Below are 19,120 nucleotides of genomic sequence, written 5' to 3'. Positions count from 1 at the left end.
CATGTCAGCCAGCAATCCGAAGCTCAATTTGCGCCGTTGAGTCAGCCGTTGCGAGAGGCCGCGTTGTTGTTGATCGCCTTGGGCCCCGCCACGCCCCACACGATCAGGCCGACCAGCGGCACGAACACCACCAGCACGATCCACAACATCTTGCGGTCGGCCTTGCTCTTGCTGCCGATGATGCTCTTGATGGCCCACAGTTCCACCAGGGCCAGGATTACCGCCAATGTGATCCAGATATAACCGTTGTTTTGCATGCGTCATCTCCCGAATGGTATTGCGTTAGGTCAGGCGACGCCGCGATGGTTCAGTGAATCTGCGCCCAAAGGCGCCAGGCAGACACCTCACTGCACCGGCAGAAAGTTCATCAGCAACAGGCTCTGCGCATAGTTCAGGCCGATGCGCCGGTAGCGCTCGTCGAGCATCTGGGTCAGCAGGTCCAGGCGCGCGACGATCTTGCCGAACTCCACGGCAAAGCTCAGGTTGCTGCCCGCCTCGGAGATTTCGTTGGAGAACAGCAACAGCACGCCATTGGCATCCTGGCGCTGGCTCAGCAGCCAGGTGGCCTTCTCGATGTTGCGCGCTGCGTTGCTGACGAACTGCGGGTCGATGGTGTCGGTGATGAAGAATTCGGTACGCCCGCCATGGGCGGTCACCAGCATGCTGCCGATGGCGTAGATGAACGCGCCAACGCGATCGCCCCTGAACTCCGGGCTCAGGGCATAGCTCAGTGCCGCCAGGTCGCGGCGCTCGCCCAGCTGCGGCAAGGCCTGGCGCTGCTCGATGGCCTGGCGGATCTGCCGCTCGGCACTGGCAGCATCGAGAAAGCCCGATTCGCGCCACTGGTTGGGGTTGCGCAGGTACAGCTTGCTCATCAACAGGTACAGGCTCTGCAGGTTGTCCTGCATCGACAGCGTGGCCATGCGATCGACGCTGGTCTGGAACAGTTCCTGGGGCCGGCCGTTGCCCAGCTGGGTGGCGATATCGCGCCCCTGCTGCTGGGTACAGCCAGCGGCGCAGGCCATCAGCGTGCCCGCCAGCAACAGCCGGCGCAGCACGCGCTGGGGTGGAACGCAAAGCGGATAAACCATCGGCACCGGGGTCTGAATTCACGGGCCGCGTTGGGGATCGACGCGGCCTGGCGATGAATAGAGCCGAAAAAACGCAAAAAGTGCGATAACCGCCAGACCGCAGTGGCGCCACGCCGCACTATTGGAGCACCGCGCCCCGCTCCTCCAGCAGTTTCACGAACATCGCCAGGCTGCGCGATACCGTGCCGCTGCGCCATACCAGCCAGGTGCGCAGGTAGCGAAAACGTTGCGACATCGGCCACACGCTGACCGTGGCGCACCCCGGCATGCTCTCGAGCATGCTGCGTGGCATCAGCGCCAGCCCCGCCCCTGCGCTCACGCAGGCGAGCATGCCGTGGTAGCTCTCCAGTTCGAAGATCTTGCCCGGCACGGCGGCATCCTGGGTGAACCAGCGCTCGAAATGATGGCGGTACGAACAGTTGGCCCGGAACGCATAGATGCTCTGCCCGTTGACGTCCTGGCCACGGTGGATCGGCGCATGGTTGAGCGGCGCGATGATGACCATCTCCTCCTCGAACACCGGCACGCCCTCCAGCGAGGGGTGCAGCACCGGGCCGTCGACGAAGGCCGCCGCCAGGCGTCCCGACAGCACGCCCTCGATCATGGTGCCCGACGGCCCGGTGGAGAGGTCCAGCTCGACCTTGGCGTACTGCTGGTTGTAGGCCGCCAGCAACGCGGGGATGCGCACCGCTGCGGTACTTTCCAGCGAGCCCAGCGAGAACGCCCCCTGGGGTTCCTCCCCCGCCACGGTCAGGCGGGCCTCCTGCACCAAGGCCAGGATGCGCTTGGCGTACTCCAGGAAGGTCCAGCCGGCCGGCGAGAGGCGCAGGCGCAGCTTTTCACGAATGAACAGCTCCACCCCCAGGTCGGCTTCCAGCTGCTTGATCCGCGTGGTCAGGTTCGACGGCACGCGGTGGATGTGCTGGGCGGCTGCGCTGATGCTGCCGTGCTCGGCCACGGCGGTGAAGATCTCAAGCTGTACCAGGTCCAAAAACATTCTCCAAACGTGAAAGAAACCGTTTTTATTATTCAGTTTTCGAAAGATTAGCACGGCATTACGCTGGGCCCCTGTTTCCCTTCTGACAGGAACGCCCGCCATGACCGACATAACCAGCCACACCCATGCACTCTCGATCAACCCGGCCACCGGTGAACGCATCGGCCACTACGCCTATGAAACCGCCGCACAGATGGACGCCGCCCTGGGCCGCGCCGCTGCCGGGTTTGCCGGCTGGCGGCGTACCCCGCTGGCCACCCGCTCGGCCCTGCTGGTGAAACTGGCCGGCGTGCTGCGCGACAACGCCCAGGTCATGGCGCGAATGATTACCCTGGAAATGGGCAAGCCTGCAGCCCAGGCCCGCGGCGAAGTGGAAAAGTGCGCCCAGCTGTGCGAGTGGTACGCCGAGAACGGGCCGGCCATGCTGGCCCCCGAGCCGACCCAGGTACCCGACGCCAAGGCCCACATCGAATACCGCCCACTGGGCCCGATCCTCGCGGTGATGCCGTGGAACTTCCCGCTGTGGCAAGTGCTGCGCGGTGCGGTACCCGCGCTGATCGCCGGCAACACCTACGTGCTCAAGCACGCGCCCAATGTGATGGGCTCGGCCTACCTGCTGCGCGATGCGTTCCAGCAGGCCGAATTCCCCGAAGGCGTGTTCGAGGTGCTCAACGTGACGCCTGAGGGCGTATCCAGGGCCATCGTCGACCCGCGCATCGTCGCCGTGACCCTTACCGGCAGTGTGCGTGCCGGTGCCGCCATCGGTGCCCAGGCCGGTGCCGCGCTGAAAAAATGCGTACTGGAACTGGGCGGCTCCGACCCGTTCATCGTGTTGAACGATGCCGACCTGGATGCCGCCGTGCAGGCTGCCGTGATCGGCCGCTACCAGAACACCGGCCAGGTGTGCGCGGCAGCCAAGCGGCTGATCGTCGAAGCCGGCGTGGTCGAGGCATTCACCCGCAAGTTCGTCGAGAAAACCCGCGCGCTGGTGATGGGCGACCCGTTGCTGGCCGACACCTACCTGGGGCCGATGGCGCGTCATGACCTGCGCGACGAGCTCGACCAGCAGGTCCAGGCCACCCTGGCCGAAGGCGCCACGCTGCTGCTGGGCGGGCACAAGGTCGAAGGCCCGGGCAACTACTACGCGCCCACGGTACTGGCCGACGTCACCGACCAGATGACCTCGTTCCGCCAGGAGCTGTTCGGCCCGGTGGCCTCGATCATCACTGCCCGGGATGCGCGCCACGCCCTGCAGCTGGCCAACGACAGCGAATTCGGCCTGACCTCGACCGTGTACACCCGGGATGCGGCACTGGCCCGACAACTGGCCGACGAACTGGAGTGCGGCGGCGTGTTCATCAACGGCTACAGCGCCAGTGATCCGCGCGTGACCTTCGGTGGGGTGAAGAAGAGCGGCTTTGGCCGCGAACTCTCGCACTTCGGCGTTCGCGAGTTCTGCAACGCGCAGACCGTATGGTTCGATCGCCACTAAAGTACGAAGCACCTTCCTATAAAGCGCAGGATAAAAAAATAGGCTTATCCTGCGTTTAATAGATACCCATGGCAGCGCTTATCCATTAGCCTCAACTCACTCTCAAACACAGCAGGCACCTTGCCACTATAAAAATCAGCACCTTTCATCTATTTTGCGCCCGCTTGCAACTGCCAAACATAACTCGAAATAACAGTCTTGATTGGAGCGTTCGAATGTCGAAAAAACTCTTCACCCTCACCGTGCTCGGTGGCCTGATGCTGGCCAACAGTGCCTTTGCCGACAAGCTCACGGTGATCTCCTATGGTGGCGCGAGCAAGGCCGCGCAGGTCACCGCGTTCTACAAGCCCTACGAAGAAAAGACCAAGACCCAGGTGATCGCTGGCGAGTGGAACGGTGAAATCTCCAAGCTCATCGCCATGAACGACACCAAGACCGTGACCTGGGACGTGCTCGATACCGAAGACACCGACCGGGCCCGTGGCTGTGAAGAAGGTCTGTTCGAAAAACTCGACTACGAACGCCTCGGCACGCCGGGCGACTGGATCGAAGGCACCAAGAGTGACGACGGCTGTGGCGTCGGTATCTTCGTGTGGTCCAACGTGCTGGCCTACAACGCCGACAAACTGAAGGTCGCCCCTACCGGCTGGGCCGACTTCTGGGACGTGAAGAAATTCCCGGGCAAGCGCAGCCTGCGCAAGTCTGCCCGTGGCTCGCTGGAATTCGCCCTGATGGCCGACGGCGTGCCGCCTGCCGAAGTCTACAAGCTGCTCAGCACCAAAGAAGGTGTGGACCGCGCCTTCAAGAAACTGGACGAGATCAAGCCGTACATCCAGTGGTGGGAAGCCGGTGCACAGCCGCCGCAGTACCTGGTGGCTGGCGATGTGGTGATGGCGTCCTCGTACAACGGCCGCATCCACGCTGCACAGCAGAGCGGCAGCAACCTGAAGATCGTCTGGAACCAGAACCTGTACCAGTTCGACGAGTGGGCCATCCCGCGCGGCACCAAGAACCTGGACAAGGCCTACGACTTCATCAAGTTCGCCATGCAGCCTGAGCAGCAGAAGCTCTACACCGAGCAGATGGCCTACGGTCCGTCCAACACCAAGGCCGCCGAAATGCTCGACAAGTCGCTGGCTGATGACCTGCCCACCGCGGCAGAGAACCAGAAGAATGCACTGCGGGTAAACGTCGAGTTCTGGCTCGAGAACGCAGAAACGCTTGAACAGAAGTTCAACGCCTGGGCTAGCAAGTCCTGATTTCCCCTCCCTGTGCGCCTCATGGATGATCAGCGCACAGGTTCTATTCTCCTGTCCAGGGCCCTCCCCGCAGCCATGTCCAGTCCGCTAGACTGCGATCCTCTATCGTGTCTGGATCGTGGATTGCACATGAAACTCGCCACAGCCCTGGAACAGACCTCCCTCAGCCAGGCCACCGTGGTCGCGGGCAGGCAATGCCTGGACCGCGACCTGGCGTGGGTGCATATCGTCGATCACCCCGACATCTTCAACTGGCTGAAAAAGGGCGACCTGCTGCTGACCACCGGCTACAACTGGCCGCAAGACCCGCAAAAATGCCGCGACATGGTTCGCCGGCTGGCCGAGCTGGGCCTGGCCGGGGTCGTGATGGCAGTCCCGCACTTTCACGAACACTTCCCCCAGGCGGCCATCGAAGAAGCCGACCGCTGCTGTTTTCCCTTGCTGGAACTGCCTTGGGAAGTCGCCTTCAGCGACATCACCCAGCAGGTTCTCGAACAGATCATCAACTTCCAGACCCGCATCATCCGTCGCTCCGACCTTATCCACCGCATGCTCACCCGCGCCGCCATCGAGGCCGACAACCTGCAGAGCCTGGCCAGCGCCCTCACCAGCGCCCTGGAACTGCCGGCGCTGATCGTGGCCAGCTCCGGCAGTGTGCTGGGGGACAGCGAGCCGGCCAATGACGCCGTGGAACTTGCCGTGATGCGCCACCTGAACGAGCAGGCCAACCTGCTGCAGGGGGTCGAGCCGCAGGTGCTGGAGCTGGACGCCGATGCCGGCGCGTTTCGCCTGGGCTGCCCCATCCGCCTGCAGGGCGAGCGGGTCGGGGTGGTGTGGCTCAAGGGCCAGCGGGACAGCTTCGAGGAGCTGCACTGCCGCGCAGTGGAACATGCTGCGCTGATCGCCGCCCTGCAGCTGTCCCATCAACGCGAATTGCTGGACCAGGAAAACCGCCTGGGCCATGCCCTGGTGGCAGGGCTGCTGGAAGGCAAGTTCCCCGAAACGCCGCGCGCCATCGAGCGTGCGCTGGTGTCCGGCTGGTGTCATACCCGCGACTACCGCGTGTGCCTGGTGTTGCTGGACGAGCCGATTCCCCTCAGCCGCGAGGGCTTCCAGCGGCGCAAGGAGCAGGCCGAGCGCATCACCGAGATCATGCAGGGGTTGGGAATAGCGCCCCTGCTGTCGGTGTCGTTGAACCAGATCAGCCTGATCGTGCCGGCCGATGTGGTGCCCGAGTCGATCTGGAAGCATATTCGACTGGACGGCGGCGCCATGGCCGCCAGCCGCGTGCACCGGGGCGTGGCTGGCATGGCCCAGGGCGCCGGAGATGTGGCCACCCTGCTGCCGCTGCTGCGCCCGGGCAAGCTGCATGGGTTTGACGAAGTGCTGTTTCCGCGGGCGCTGATGGGCGACGACGATGCACGGCGCATGCTGCTGGAGCGCCTGGTGACCCCGCTGACCCGGCACAAGAACGGCGCCATGCTCATGGAAACCCTTTGCACCCTGGCCAGCGAAGGCTTTCAGCTGGCCAGCAGCGCCCGCTGCCTGGACATCCACATCAGCACATTACGCTACCGCGTGGAGCGCATCGAAGAGCTGCTGCAGCTGTCGATGGAGAACCCGCAGGCGCGCTTTCAGCTGCAGGTCGCGACCGAGATGTACCGCCTGCAGAACGACGCCTGACAAACAATCTGCTGCCTGTACCGCCCGGTGGCGGGCCAGGCCCGCTCCAGCAGGCCGTCATGGCCTTGCGGGAGCGGGCTTGACCGGCGCTGGAGGCACCTAGACCACCCCCGCAGCATAGTGTGCTGCCAACCCCCTCAATACGGCATTTATGCCTGGCCCAAGCGGTCATCTCGGCATCGGTCACTGCGTGCCTGTTCTTACAATCGTGCCATTCACCGGACCCGTAGAAGGCACCCTCTCCATGTTGAAAAGCACACTGCGTGACCCCTCGCTGCTTGTCGAACGCGCTTACGTCAATGGCAGCTGGATCGATGCCGACAACGGCGAAACGATTGCCGTGATCAACCCCGCCGACGGCAGCGAAATCGCCCGGGTCCCGGCCCTCGGCGCCGCCGAGACGCGACGCGCCATCGAGGCCGCCCAGGCCCGTTTCGAAAGCTGGCGCGAAGTCCCCGCCGCCACCCGCGCACGTCACCTGGAAGCCTGGTACAGCCTGATCCTGGAAAACCAGGAAGACCTGGCGCTGATCATGACCGCCGAACAAGGCAAGCCCCTGAGCGAGTCGCGCGGCGAAATCGGCTACGGCGCCAGCTTCGTCAAATGGTTTGCCGAAGAGGCCCGTCGCATCTACGGCGACACCATCCCCGCGCCCACCAACGACCGCCGCATCCTGGTGCTCAAGCAGCCGATCGGCGTGGTGGCGGCCATCACCCCGTGGAACTTCCCCAACGCGATGATCACGCGCAAATGCGCGCCGGCCCTGGCCGCCGGCTGCACCGTGCTGGTCAAGCCGTCCGAGATGACCCCGCTGTCGGCCCTGGCCCTGGCGGTACTGGCAGATCGTGCTGGCATCCCGGCCGGGGTGTTCAACGTGCTCACCGGCCTGCCTGCCGGCATCGGCAGCGAAGTGACCGCCAACCAGGCCGTGCGCAAGTTGTCGTTCACCGGCTCCACGCGCATCGGCAAGCTGCTGATGAGCCAGTGCGCCGACACCCTCAAGCGCCTGAGCCTGGAGCTGGGTGGCAACGCGCCGTTCATCGTGTTCGACGACGCCGACCTCGACCTGGCGATTGCCGGGGTGATGCTGAGCAAGTTCCGCAACGCCGGGCAGACCTGCGTGTGCGCCAACCGCATTCTGGTGCAGGACGGCATCTACGACCGCTTCGCCGAGCGCCTGCGGGCTGCCGTGGCCGAGCTGAAGGTGGGTGATGGCCTGGGCGAGAACGTGACCATCGGCCCGCTGATCAACGCCGCCGCCGTCGCAAAAGTCGCCAGCCACATCGGCGATGCGGTGGAAAAAGGCGCCAGCATCTCGATTGGCGGCATGCCCGACGACACCGGCCTGTTCGTGCAGCCGACCGTGCTGCTGGACGCCACCACCGACATGCTGCTGGCCACCGAAGAGACCTTCGGCCCGGTTGCCCCGCTGTTCCGTTTCAAGGACGAAGCCGAGGCCCTGGCCATCGCCAACGCCACCCCGTTCGGCCTGGGCGCCTACTACTTCACCCAGGACATGCGCCGCGCCTGGCGTGTGGGCGAGCGCCTGGAGTTCGGCATGGTCGGCCTGAACACCGGGATCATCTCCATGGAAGTGGCCCCGTTCGGCGGCATGAAACAGTCCGGTACCGGCCGTGAAGGCTCCAAGTACGGCCTGGACGAGTTCCTCGAAATCAAGGCCTGGCACATGGGCGGCCTCGACTGAATACCTGCGTTCCCGAACCCCTGACACCATCGTTAGTTAATGGAGCTGCACCATGAATTCTGCACTGACTGAAAATCAACGCCTGCTGGCCCTGCGCGAGCAGCACGTACCCCGCGGCATCGCCACCGCCCACCCGATCGTGGTCAGCCACGCCCAGGGTTCGGAGCTGTGGGACGTGGACGGCAAGCGCTACCTGGACTTCGTCGGCGGCATCGGCGTGCTCAACGTCGGCCACAACCACCCGCGCGTGGTCGAGGCCGTACGCCGCCAGGTGGGCGAGATCTCCCATGCCAGCTTCCAGGTGGTGGCCTATGCGTCGTACATCGACGTGGCAGCGCGCCTGAACGCCATGGTCGGTGGCGGCGAAGCCTACAAGAGCGTGCTGTTCACCTCCGGCGCCGAAGCGGTGGAGAACGCCATCAAGATCGCCCGTGGCTACACCAACCGCCCGGCGGTGATCTCGTTCCGCGGCGGCTTCCACGGGCGCACCCTGCTGGGCGTCACCCTGACCGGCATGAGCCAGCCGTACAAGCAGAACTTCGGCCCGTTCCCGGCCGAGATCTACCACGCCACCTACCCCAATGAATACCGCGGCGTGAGCAGTGACGACGCCCTGGCCGAACTCGACCACCTGTTCGCCACCGACGTGGCCCCCGACCGCGTGGCGGCCATCCTGATCGAGCCGGTGCAAGGCGATGGCGGCTTCCTGCGTGCCCCCGATGCCTTCCTGCGTGCCCTGCGCGAACGCTGCACGCGCCACGGCATCGTGCTGATCCTGGACGAGATCCAGGCAGGCTTCGGGCGTACCGGCAAGCCGTTCGGCTTCCAGCACTCGGGCATCCAGCCTGACCTGGTGACCGTGGCCAAGAGCCTGGCCGGCGGCATGCCGCTGTCGGGTGTGGTGGGGCGTGCCGAGATCATGGACGCGCCGACCCCGGGCGGCCTGGGCGGCACCTACGGCGGCAACGCCGTGGCCTGCGCGGCTGCACTGGCGGTGATGGACCTGTTCGAGGAAGAAGACCTGCTGGCCCAGGGCGAGCAGCGTGCGGTGCAACTGCGTGAAGGCCTGCTGGCCCTGCAGAACCGCTACCCGTGCATTGGCGACGTGCGTGGCCTGGGCTTCATGCAGGCCATCGAGATCGTGGCCGACGACGCCGCGCAGACCCCGGACGCGAACCTGGCCCAGGCCATCATCGACCAGGCCCGTGAAGCCGGCCTGCTGGTGATCAAGTGCGGCGTGTACCGCAACGTGGTGCGCTTCCTGGCACCGCTGGTGACCACCGAGGCGCAGATTTCCGAAGCGCTGCGCATGCTCGACCAGGCGTTGACCCGCGCTACGGCGTAATCCGCCCCTCTGCGGCGCCACCTTCGCTGGCAATGCCGGCTCCCACCGGGAGCGGCCTTGCCAGCGAAGGCCCCGTGGGTGAAAGTGTGTTTTTTTGTCATCCCGCATTTCAGGAGTCAGGAATGGAAGCGGCAACCAAGCTCGATCGGATCGATATCAACATCCTGGTCCAGTTGCAGAAAGACGGCCGCATGACCAACGTCAGCCTGGCCGAAGCCGTGGGGCTGTCGCCCAGCCCGTGCCTGCAACGGGTCAAGCGACTCGAGGCGGCAGGCTATATCAGCGGCTACGAAGCCCACCTGAACCTGGCCAAGTTCGCCAACTCGGTGACCATCTTCACCGAAGTCACACTGAGCGACCACAAACGCTCCGACTTTCAGAAATTCGAATCGAGCATCCGCAACATCGACGAGGTGCTCGAATGCCACCTGATCAGCGGTGGCTATGACTACCTGGTGCGCTTTCTGACTAGCAGCATCCAGCATTACCAGGAGCTGATGGAAACCATCCTCGACCAGAACATCGGCATCGAGAAGTACTTCAGCTACATCGTGATCAAGTCGCCGGTGATGAAAAACAAGGTGCCCCTGCGCAGCCTGCTCGCCGCCGTCTAGCGCCTGGCCTCGGCCTGCTGTTCATGCAGGCTGTCGAACAACGCCTGGGCCGCAGCCGACAGTTCGTGGCCCGGCTTGCTCAGCACCCCGATGGCACGTTCCACCGGGTCGCGCAGGGTGATGCAGCGCGCGCCCAGCTCGTGCATCTGGCCGGCGCACAGGGCCGGCACCGCGCTGACCCCAAGCCCGCTGGCCACCATGCGACCCACTGTCACCAGTTGATGGCTCTCGAACTCCACCGCCAGCTTCATGCCGCGCGCCTTGAGGTGCTCTTCGAGCATCACGCGCACGTTCGAGGGCCGTTGCAAGGTGATGAACGGCTGCTGCAGCAAGGTCTGCCAGTCGATTTCATCCAGCGCGGCCAGGGGCGAATCCAGCGGCACCACGGCAGTGAACCGGTCGACGTACAGGGGCGAGAACACCAGCGACGAGCCTTCGAACGGTTCGAACGCCACCCCCAGCTCCACCTGGCGGTCACGCACCATCTCCAGCACCTGTTCGTTGATCACGTCGTTCACCGTGACCCCGATGTTCGGGTAGCGGGTGCGAAAGTTCTTCAGGATGGGCGGCAGCAGGTTGCCGGCGAACGACGGCATCGCCGCAATGGTCACGCGCCCGCGCTGCAGGGTGAAGCGCTGGCGGATCTCGTCCTCGGCGTTGTCCCAGTCGGCAAGCAGGCGGCGCGCCAGGGGCAGCAGCGATTCGCCTTCCGGGGTCAGCGTGACGTTGCGCGTGGTGCGCGTGAACAGCCGCCCGCCCAGGCCCTCCTCCAGCGACTTGATGGTCAGGCTCAGTGCCGACTGCGACAGGTGCAGACGCTCGCAGGCCACCGCGAAACTCAGGCTCTGGGCCACTGCCCAGAAGGCACGCAGTTGCTTGACGGTCATGCTGACTCCGGCAAAAGGGGGAATTGTTGAGGTTTATCGATCAATCCATCTCAAAAATCAACTTAACAAATATATGTAATGGCGCAACACTCACGCCACTGGACCACTAACAAGGAGAATATTCCATGCAAGACGTCGTCATTGTCGCGGCCACTCGTACCGCCATCGGCAGTTTCCAGGGTTCGCTGGCCGCCATCCCGGCCCCGGAGCTGGGCGCAGCGGTGATCCGCCGCCTGCTGGAGCAGACCGGGCTGGCCGGCAGCGAAGTGGATGAGGTGATTCTGGGCCAGGTGCTCACCGCCGGCAGCGGCCAGAACCCGGCGCGCCAGGCCGCGATCAAGGCCGGCCTGCCCCATGCGGTACCGGCCCTGACCCTGAACAAGGTCTGCGGCTCGGGCCTCAAGGCCCTGCACCTGGGCGCCCAGGCGATCCGCTGTGGCGACGCCGAGGTGATCATCGCCGGCGGCATGGAGAACATGAGCCTGGCCCCCTACGTACTGCCTGCCGCGCGCACCGGCCTGCGCATGGGCCATGCCAGCATGATCGACAGCATGATCAGCGACGGCCTGTGGGATGCCTTCAACGACTACCACATGGGCATCACCGCCGAGAACCTGGTGGACAAGTACGCCATCACCCGTGAGGCCCAGGACGCCTTTGCCGCCGCCTCGCAGCAAAAGGCCTGCGCGGCCATCGAAGCCGGCCGATTTGCCGACGAGATCACCCCGATCCAGATCCCGCAGCGCAAGGGTGAGCCGCTGGTGTTCGCCACCGACGAACAGCCCCGCGCCGGCACCACCGCCGAGTCGCTGGCCAAGCTCAAGCCGGCGTTCAAGAAGGACGGCAGCGTGACGGCGGGCAACGCCTCGAGCCTCAACGACGGCGCAGCGGCGGTGCTGCTGATGAGCGCGGCCAAGGCCAAGGCCCTGGGCCTGCCGGTACTGGCGCGCATTGCGGCCTATGCCAATGCGGGCGTGGACCCGGCGATCATGGGTATCGGCCCGGTCAGCGCGACCCGTCGCTGCCTGCAGAAGGCCGACTGGTCGCTGGATCAGCTGGACCTGATCGAAGCCAACGAAGCCTTCGCGGCCCAGGCGTTGTCGGTGGGCCAGGAGCTGGGCTGGGACGCGAGCAAGGTCAACGTCAACGGCGGCGCGATTGCCCTGGGCCACCCGATCGGTGCCTCGGGTTGCCGGGTGCTGGTGTCGTTGCTGCACGAGATGATCAAGCGTGATGCGAAGAAGGGCCTGGCAACCCTGTGCATCGGTGGTGGGCAGGGTGTGGCGTTGGCCATCGAGCGCGCCTGACCCTCGATCTGCAGCGCCTCGTCGCGGGTCAAGCCCGCTCCCACAGGATTGCCGTGGCCCCTGTGGGAGCGGGCTTGACCCGCGATGGCGTCGACACCTTGCATCGCCTGGCTACTGCACCTGCACCATCAGTTCCACCTGCACCTTGGCCAGCATGTGCTCCATCCCCCCGCCCCGGCGCATTCCGCGCACCGGGCACGCATCCAGGTAATCCAGCCCCACCGCCAGCTTCAGGTGGCGCTCGGGCCTGGCCAGCCGATTGGTGATATCGAAACTGTACCAGCCCTCCCCCAGCCAGGCTTCGGCCCAGGCATGGCTGGCCAGGTGCGTGGCGTCCTCGGTGCACAGGTAGCCCGACACGTAGCGCGCCGGGATACCCAGGCTGCGCACACAGGCCAGAAACGCATGGGTATGGTCCTGGCAAACCCCCGCCTGCCTGGCGAACGACTCGGCCGCGGTAGTGCCCACCTCGGTCGCGCCGGGGCTGTAGGGCATGTGCTCGGCCAGCGCATTCATCAGCTCGATCAGCGCCGCCCTGTCGCGCCGCTCGCCGCAATGCTGCGCGGCAAACGCCAGCAGCGCCTCGTCGGCGGCGGTCAGCGGGCTGCTGCGCAGAAACGGCAGCGGCGACTGCAGGTCCGGCTCCACCTCGCGGGTGGGGTCGATCTCCACCTGGCCGTGGGCGCACAGCACGATCTCGCCGTGGGGCTCGTCCAGGGTCAGTACATGCAGCACGTTGCCATAGGGGTCGAGCTGGCTGCGCACCTTGCGCGGCATGTCCACCTGCCAGTCGATGACCCGCTGGCGCTCGCTGTCCTGGGGCGTGAGGCGCAGGAACTGGATGCTGGTGCACACCTCGTTGGCATAGCTGTAGGTGGTGTCGTGGCGAATGGACAGTTTCATACCACCTCCAGGTAGGCGTCGTGAATGGCCTGGCCCAGGTCGCGGACCTGATCGATGAACTCGATCAGCCAGGCGTGCAGGCCTGCATCGAGAATCTCGTCGATGCCGGTGTAGCGCAGGCGAGCGTTGAGGCCGGCGGCCAGGCGCTGCGCCGGGCGGCCGTTGATGCCGGGCAGGTTGGACAGTTCAAGGTCCAGCTCCTGGATGCAGGCATGCAGCGAGCGCGGCACCTCGGCGCGCAACAGCAGCATTTCCGAAACCTGCTCGGCGTTCGGTGCGTTGCGGTAGATCTCGTTGAAAGCCTCGAACGACGACAGGGCGCGCAGCAAGGCGCTCCACTGGTAGTAGCCACGGGCCGACTTGTCGCTGACCTCCTCCGACTCCTCGCCAAACATCTCGTAGCGCGCATCCAGCAGACGCAAGGTGTTGTCGGCGCGCTCTATGAAGGTGCCCAGGCGAATGAAGCCATAGGCCTCGTTGCGCATGATGGTGCCCGAGGTGGCCCCGCGAAACAGGTGCGAACGCTCCCGCACCCATTCGCAGAACTGGCTGATGCCGTAGCGGCCCAGGCCGTTGCCGGCAATGGCGCGCATCTCCAGCCAGGTGGCGTTGATGTTCTCCCACATGTCGGCGGTGATGCGCCCGCGCACGGCGTGGGCATTGCTGCGCGCCGCACGCAAACAGCAGTAGATGCTGCCGGGGTTGGCCTCGTCCAGGGCAAAGAAGTGCAGCATGTGCTCGGTGTCGAGCGCGCCGTGGCGGGCCTTGTAGTCCTCCAGCGTGCCGGCCGCCAGCAGCGACATGGCCAGCTCCGCGTGGCCGTCGCTGCGCCCGGCCTGGGGCATCAGCGACAGCGAATAGCTCACTTCGAGCATGCGCGCGAGGTTTTCCGCGCGCTCCAGGTAACGCGACATCCAGTAGAGGTCTGCAGCGGTTCTTGAAAGCATGGTTCAGTCCTCCACCACCCAGGTGTCCTTGGTACCGCCGCCCTGCGACGAGTTGACCACCAGCGAGCCTTCGCGCAGCGCCACCCGCGTGAGGCCGCCGGGCACCAGGCGGGTCTGGCTGCCAGACAGCACGAACGGGCGCAGGTCGATATGGCGCGGGGCAATGCCGCTTTCGACAAAGGTCGGGCAGGTGGACAGGCACAAGGTGGGCTGGGCGATGTAGTCCTGCGGGCGGGCCTTGAGGCGCAGGCGGAACGCTTCGATCTGCGCTGCCGTCGACGCCGGCCCCACCAGCATGCCGTAGCCCCCGGAGCCCTGGGTTTCCTTGACCACCAGGTGCTCCAGGTTGGCCAGCACATGGGACAGCTCGGCCGGCTTGCGGCACTGCCAGGTGGGCACGTTCTTCAGGATCGGCGCTTCGTCCAGGTAGAAGCGGATCATCTCGCCCACGTAGGGGTAGATCGACTTGTCGTCCGCCACCCCGGTGCCGACCGCATTGGCCAGCACCACGTTGCCCAGGCGGTAGGCGGCAATCAGGCCGGGCACCCCGAGCATCGACTCGGGGTTGAAGGTCAACGGGTCGAGGAAGGCGTCATCCAGCCGGCGGTAGATCACGTCCACCGGCTGGGGGCCGCAGGTGGTGCGCATGAACACGCGGTCGTCACGCACGAACAGGTCGGCGCCTTCCACCAGTTCCACCCCCATTTCGCGGGCCAGGAACGCATGCTCGAAGTACGCACTGTTGAAGCGCCCCGGGGTCAGCACCACCACCGTGGGGTTGTCCAGCGGGCTGGCGCTCCTGAGCGTGTCGAGCAGCAGGTTGGGGTAATGGTCGATGGGCGCGATGCGCTGGGCGGCGAACAGCTCGGGGAACAGGCGCATCATCATCTTGCGGTCTTCGAGCATGTAGCTCACGCCGCTGGGGGTGCGCAGGTTGTCCTCGAGCACGTAGTAGCTGCCGTCGCCATCGCGCACCAGATCCACCCCCGCGATATGCGCATAGAGGCCGCGGTGCAGCCCCAGGCCGCGCATGGCCACCTGGTAGCCCTCGTTGGCCAGCACCTGCTCGGCCGGGATGATGCCGGCCTTGAGGATTCGCTGTTCATGGTAGATATCGGCCAGGAACATGTTCAGTGCCTGCACCCGCTGGATGCAGCCACGCTCGATCACCTGCCATTCGCTGGCCTTGATGCTGCGCGGAATGATGTCGAACGGGATCAGGCGTTCGGTGCCCTGCTCGTCACCGTAGAGCGTGAAGGTGATGCCTGCGCGGTGGAACAGCAGGTCGGCTTCGCGGCGGCGTTGCGCCAGCAGTTCCAGCGGCGTGCCCGCCAGCCAGCGGGCAAACTCGCGGTAATGCGGGCGACACTGGCCCCCTGCGGCATACATTTCGTCAAAAAAAGCTCCGGACATACCCCACTCCTCGCCGTGTTCGTAACGGCTTCTTCTAATTGGCTGCTGTCTTCCAGTACCCGGGCCTTTCAACAGACTTTAGCAAGGGCTGTGCCCAACGCCCGGGAATCGCTCTGCCACGCCCCTTGAGCGCGGCGGGCGACCCGAGCGGTGCATGCATTTGCCCCATAACGGTGCGCGCAACCTGCCCGGTGCACGCTGCGCACCTTTTCGTAAAGACTTGTATCTACGGAGCCTCCCCAGCAGCACATGGCGATCTGGTGGCCTAGAATGCCGACACCTCTTTTCTGCGAGTTGCTGCCATGACCGCTTCGCCATTGCTGACCGCCTTCCTGCCCGTTGCGCTGGGCATCATCATGTTCGGCCTGGGGCTTTCGCTGACCCTGGCCGACTTCGCCCGGGTGGTGAAATACCCCAAGCCGGTGGTCATCGGCCTGGTGTGCCAGATCCTGCTGCTGCCCTTCATCTGCTTTCTGATTGCCAACGGTTTTGGCCTGGCACCGGCCCTGGCGGTCGGCCTGATGCTGCTGGCGGCCTCGCCCGGCGGCACCACCGCCAACCTGTTCAGCCACCTGGCGCACGGTGACGTGGCGCTCAACATCACGCTGACGGCGGTGAACTCGCTGATCGCGATCCTGACCATGCCGCTGCTGGTCAACCTGTCGCTGAGCTACTTCATGAGCGCCGACCAGGCCATCCCGCTGCAGTTCGCCAAGGTGCTGCAGGTGTTTGCCATCGTGCTGGTGCCGGTGGCGCTGGGCATGCTGGTGCGGCGCCTGACCCCGGCCTTCGCGGCGCGCATGGAGAAGCCGATGAAGCTGGTGGCGGCGCTGTTCCTGGCCGGCACGGTGATGCTGGCGCTGATGAAAGACTGGGCCACCGTGGTCGAGTACGCGCCCCTGGTAGGCGCAGCCGCGCTGTTGTTCAACCTGGTGAGTCTGGGGCTGGGCTACTATGTGCCGCGGATGCTGAAGATTCCGAAGCGCCAGGCCATCGCCATCGGCATGGAGATCGGCATCCACAACGGTACGCTGGCGATTGCACTGGCGCTGAGCCCGACCCTGCTCAACAACTCGACCATGGCCATTCCGGCGGCGCTGTACAGCCTGATCATGTTCTTTACCGCCGCCGGGTTTGGCTGGTGGGTGAGCCGCAACCCGGAACCGGTGGCAGTGCTCGACTGACTGCACGGCAAGGCCGGCTGCTACGGGGTTCTGTGAACGGCGCAACCCCCTGTAGGAGCCGGCCTTGCCGGCGAAGCAAGCCAACACCGTTCAATTGCGTTGCTCCAATCGCCGCTGCCGTCTGCCCAGCCAGCCCCCGGTAGCCGCCCACCCCAGCGCAATCCCCGCCCCGATCAGCATCGCCAGTTGCGGGTGCTCACCCAGCACATCCAGCCCGCGCTTGACCCAGCCACTGAGCGCATCGCCACCGCGATAGACCACCGTGTCGATGAAGTTCTTGGCGCGGTACTTCTGCTCGGCCGGCAGCACGGTGTACAGCATCTCGCGCCCCGGCCGCACCAGCGCATACTCCCCCGCACGGCGCACCACCATCACCACCACGAACACCGCAAACACCGGGGCCAGGGCCAGCCACAGGAAGCCGGCCACCATCACCAGCGGCACCGCCACCAGCAACACGCCCACCCCCATGCGCCGCGCGATGCGCCCTGTGAAAAACAGCTGGGTGAGGATCGCCAGTGCCTGCACCACGGTGTCGATCAGGCCGAACACCTGGGTCTGGCGAGTGCGGTCGGTAAAGGTCTGTGCCACCAGCCGCGCCTGCTCGAAGTACAGGAAGGTACTGATGCTGGCCAGCAGCACCACGAACAGCGCCAGCATCAACAGGTAGGGCGAACGCAGCACCTCGCCGGCCTCGGCGAACGGGTTGCCGCCCAGCGGCCGGGAGCGCGGGTGTTCGGCCTCCGCCGGCAAGGGCGCACGGTCGCGCCAGCGCTGCAGGTAGGTTGCCGCGCCGATGCTGCCCAGCAGAAACAGCGTGGCCAGCAACACCAGCCCGGCATGCCCGACCACGCCCACCAGCAGGGTACCCAGTATCGGCCCCACCAGCCCGCCCAGGCTCGCACCGGCTGCGAGCAACCCGAACAGGCGCTTGGCCTGCTCGTTGCTGAACAGGTCGGCCAGTACGCTCCAGGCCAGCGAGATGCTCAGCAGGTTGAACACCGACAGCCAGATGTAGAACGCCCGGGCCACCCACAGGTTGTCGGGCTGCACCGCGAACACCAGGGCGAAGGCCAGCAGGTTGCTTGCCAGAAAGCCGTAGGTCCAGGGCAGGATCCTGCGCCGCCGGGCCCGCGCCACCACCCAGCCGAACAGCGGCAATGCCAGCAAGGTGACGATGAAAGTGCCGGTGAACAGCCATTGCAGGTTGTCGACGCCGCCGGCCACCCCCATGGTCTCGCGTACCGGGCGCAGCATGAAATAGCCGGCGAACAGCAGGAAGAACAGCGCAAGGCCGCCCACCACCGCCGGGGTTTCGTCGTCGTGAAAGGTGAACAGCCGGCCCAGCAGGCGCATCAGCCGAACATCTTGATCAGCGCCTGCTGCCGGGCCGTGTCGAGCAACGCGCCACTGCCGGCCTTGAGCTGGTCGCGTTGACGGTCCGGGCGGCTGGTGGCCGGGATCACGGTCGTCACTGCCGGGTGACTGAGGGCAAATTTGAGAAACAGCTGCGCCCAGCTGCCGATGCCGGCTTCGCTGGCCCAGCCCGGCAACGGCTGGTCCTTGACCCTGGCAAACAGCCTGCCGTCGTCGAAGGCGCGGTTGATCAGCACCGCCACGCCCTTGTCCTGTGCCAGCGGCAGCACCGTGCGCGCGGCGCCAGGCGCATTCACCGAATAGTGGATCTGGATGAAGTCCAGCGGCTCGCGGCGCAGGATGCGCTCCAGTTCGTCCAGCCCGCCATCGGTGTAATGGGTAACGCCCACGTAACGGGTCTTGCCCTGGGCCTTGAGTTCACGGGCGTAGGGCAGTTGGCGCTGCCAGTCGCGCAGGTTGTGCACCTGCAGCAGATCGACCTTGTCGGTGCGCAGGCTGCGCAGCGTCTGGGCCCATTGCGCCTGCGCCGCAGCCTGGCTGTCGGCGGCGATCTTGGTGGCCAGGAAGGTGCGCTCGCGCCAACCGCCCTCCTCCAGCAACTGGCCCAGTATCGCGTCGGCGCCGCCATAGTTGGGCGAGGTATCGATGACCCGGCCGCCACCGTCGAAGAACACCTGCAGCACCGCTTTGAGCTGCTGGTACTCGGGGGAACCCGCCGTCACCTCGAAACTGCCCGAGGTGCCGGCGCCGATCACCGGCAAGGCCTCGCCGGTGGACGGCACCTTGCGCTCGAGCAGCGCCGTGTGGGGCTGCGCCAGGGCGTGCGGGCGGCTCAGCAGCAGCCCCAGGCCAGCGGCCAGGGCAGCACTGGTGGCGAGAAAACGGCGACGCGTAGGCATGCGCAGGCCTCCTGCAA

17 protein-coding genes are annotated in these 19,120 nt (G+C 65.6%); 8 read left to right on the top strand and 9 right to left on the bottom strand.

The genetic code is table 11. The features are described from left to right. Window positions 1-41 precede the first annotated feature (41 nt). From FW760_RS03160 to ptrR, 3 genes are all read right to left on the bottom strand, one after another. Window positions 42-257: a PLD nuclease N-terminal domain-containing protein gene (locus tag FW760_RS03160; protein ID WP_043861225.1), complete on the bottom strand. Its 216-nt coding sequence runs from the start codon at window positions 255-257 to the stop codon at window positions 42-44. Between the two features lie 87 nt (window positions 258-344). Further along, window positions 345-1,091: a hypothetical protein gene (locus FW760_RS03155; RefSeq protein ID WP_043861224.1), complete on the bottom strand. Its 747-nt coding sequence runs from the start codon at window positions 1,089-1,091 to the stop codon at window positions 345-347. A 118-nt stretch (window positions 1,092-1,209) separates the two neighbouring features. Further along, on the bottom strand, window positions 1,210-2,082 hold the full coding sequence (gene ptrR, locus FW760_RS03150; RefSeq protein WP_043861265.1) for a putrescine utilization regulator PtrR: 873 nt from the start codon (window positions 2,080-2,082) through the stop codon (window positions 1,210-1,212). Window positions 2,083-2,188: 106 nt separating this feature from the next. Between ptrR and FW760_RS03145 the strand changes: the two genes are divergently transcribed. From FW760_RS03145 to FW760_RS03120, 6 genes are all read left to right on the top strand, one after another. Continuing rightward, the gene (locus tag FW760_RS03145) at window positions 2,189-3,580 is read left to right on the top strand and encodes an aldehyde dehydrogenase family protein (protein ID WP_446443576.1); all 1,392 of its coding nucleotides are present in this window, start codon (window positions 2,189-2,191) and stop codon (window positions 3,578-3,580) included. Between the two features lie 215 nt (window positions 3,581-3,795). After that, the gene (locus FW760_RS03140; RefSeq protein WP_043861222.1) at window positions 3,796-4,839 is read left to right on the top strand and encodes a polyamine ABC transporter substrate-binding protein; all 1,044 of its coding nucleotides are present in this window, start codon (window positions 3,796-3,798) and stop codon (window positions 4,837-4,839) included. 129 nt (window positions 4,840-4,968) lie between these two features. Then, window positions 4,969-6,522 (top strand): PucR family transcriptional regulator, encoded by a 1,554-nt coding sequence (locus tag FW760_RS03135; RefSeq protein ID WP_446443575.1) that lies wholly within the window; start codon window positions 4,969-4,971, stop codon window positions 6,520-6,522. Between the two features lie 244 nt (window positions 6,523-6,766). Beyond that, complete coding sequence (locus tag FW760_RS03130) at window positions 6,767-8,227, top strand: NAD-dependent succinate-semialdehyde dehydrogenase (protein WP_054914469.1); 1,461 nt, start codon at window positions 6,767-6,769, stop codon at window positions 8,225-8,227. 52 nt (window positions 8,228-8,279) lie between these two features. Next, complete coding sequence (gabT, locus tag FW760_RS03125; RefSeq protein ID WP_043861219.1) at window positions 8,280-9,572, top strand: 4-aminobutyrate--2-oxoglutarate transaminase; 1,293 nt, start codon at window positions 8,280-8,282, stop codon at window positions 9,570-9,572. 122 nt (window positions 9,573-9,694) lie between these two features. After that, complete coding sequence (locus FW760_RS03120; RefSeq protein ID WP_043861218.1) at window positions 9,695-10,186, top strand: Lrp/AsnC family transcriptional regulator; 492 nt, start codon at window positions 9,695-9,697, stop codon at window positions 10,184-10,186. Here FW760_RS03120 and FW760_RS03115 read toward each other — a convergent pair. Further along, window positions 10,183-11,073 (bottom strand): LysR family transcriptional regulator, encoded by an 891-nt coding sequence (locus FW760_RS03115; RefSeq protein WP_043861217.1) that lies wholly within the window; start codon window positions 11,071-11,073, stop codon window positions 10,183-10,185. The two genes, FW760_RS03120 and FW760_RS03115, sit on opposite strands and share 4 nt — an antisense overlap. 125 nt (window positions 11,074-11,198) lie before the next feature. Between FW760_RS03115 and FW760_RS03110 the strand changes: the two genes are divergently transcribed. Next, window positions 11,199-12,380 (top strand): acetyl-CoA C-acetyltransferase, encoded by a 1,182-nt coding sequence (locus FW760_RS03110; RefSeq protein ID WP_043861216.1) that lies wholly within the window; start codon window positions 11,199-11,201, stop codon window positions 12,378-12,380. A 111-nt stretch (window positions 12,381-12,491) separates the two neighbouring features. Here the strand turns inward: FW760_RS03110 and FW760_RS03105 are convergent, their stop codons facing one another. The 3 genes from FW760_RS03105 to FW760_RS03095 are packed head-to-tail and all read right to left on the bottom strand — an operon-like array spanning window position 12,492 to window position 15,643. Beyond that, window positions 12,492-13,283, bottom strand: coding sequence for a transglutaminase family protein (locus tag FW760_RS03105; RefSeq protein WP_054914468.1), 792 nt, complete (start codon window positions 13,281-13,283; stop codon window positions 12,492-12,494). Beyond that, window positions 13,280-14,230 carry an alpha-E domain-containing protein gene (locus FW760_RS03100; protein ID WP_043861214.1) on the bottom strand — a complete coding sequence of 317 codons (951 nt, stop codon included), beginning with the start codon at window positions 14,228-14,230 and terminating at the stop codon, window positions 13,280-13,282. Before FW760_RS03100 ends, FW760_RS03105 begins: the two co-directional genes overlap by 4 nt. A 3-nt stretch (window positions 14,231-14,233) precedes the next feature. After that, a complete protein-coding gene (locus FW760_RS03095) occupies window positions 14,234-15,643 on the bottom strand; it encodes a circularly permuted type 2 ATP-grasp protein (protein ID WP_123753058.1) in 1,410 nt (469 codons plus the stop codon). A gap of 302 nt (window positions 15,644-15,945) precedes the next feature. Between FW760_RS03095 and FW760_RS03090 the strand changes: the two genes are divergently transcribed. Beyond that, complete coding sequence (locus tag FW760_RS03090) at window positions 15,946-16,827, top strand: bile acid:sodium symporter family protein (protein WP_043861212.1); 882 nt, start codon at window positions 15,946-15,948, stop codon at window positions 16,825-16,827. Between the two features lie 90 nt (window positions 16,828-16,917). On the opposite strand, the gene FW760_RS03085 is transcribed toward FW760_RS03090, so the two are convergent. Both FW760_RS03085 and FW760_RS03080 read right to left on the bottom strand, forming a co-directional pair. Next, the gene (locus tag FW760_RS03085; RefSeq protein ID WP_446443574.1) at window positions 16,918-18,183 is read right to left on the bottom strand and encodes an NTP/NDP exchange transporter; all 1,266 of its coding nucleotides are present in this window, start codon (window positions 18,181-18,183) and stop codon (window positions 16,918-16,920) included. Next, window positions 18,183-19,103, bottom strand: coding sequence for an aldo/keto reductase (locus FW760_RS03080; RefSeq protein WP_123753059.1), 921 nt, complete (start codon window positions 19,101-19,103; stop codon window positions 18,183-18,185). The genes FW760_RS03085 and FW760_RS03080 overlap by 1 nt, the downstream gene beginning before the upstream one ends. Window positions 19,104-19,120 lie beyond the last annotated feature (17 nt).

The organism is Pseudomonas sp. 1176_21 (genome assembly GCF_052850635.1).
The sequence above is the reverse complement of the archived record's forward strand: the minus strand, read 5'-3'. Positions and strand labels throughout refer to the sequence as shown.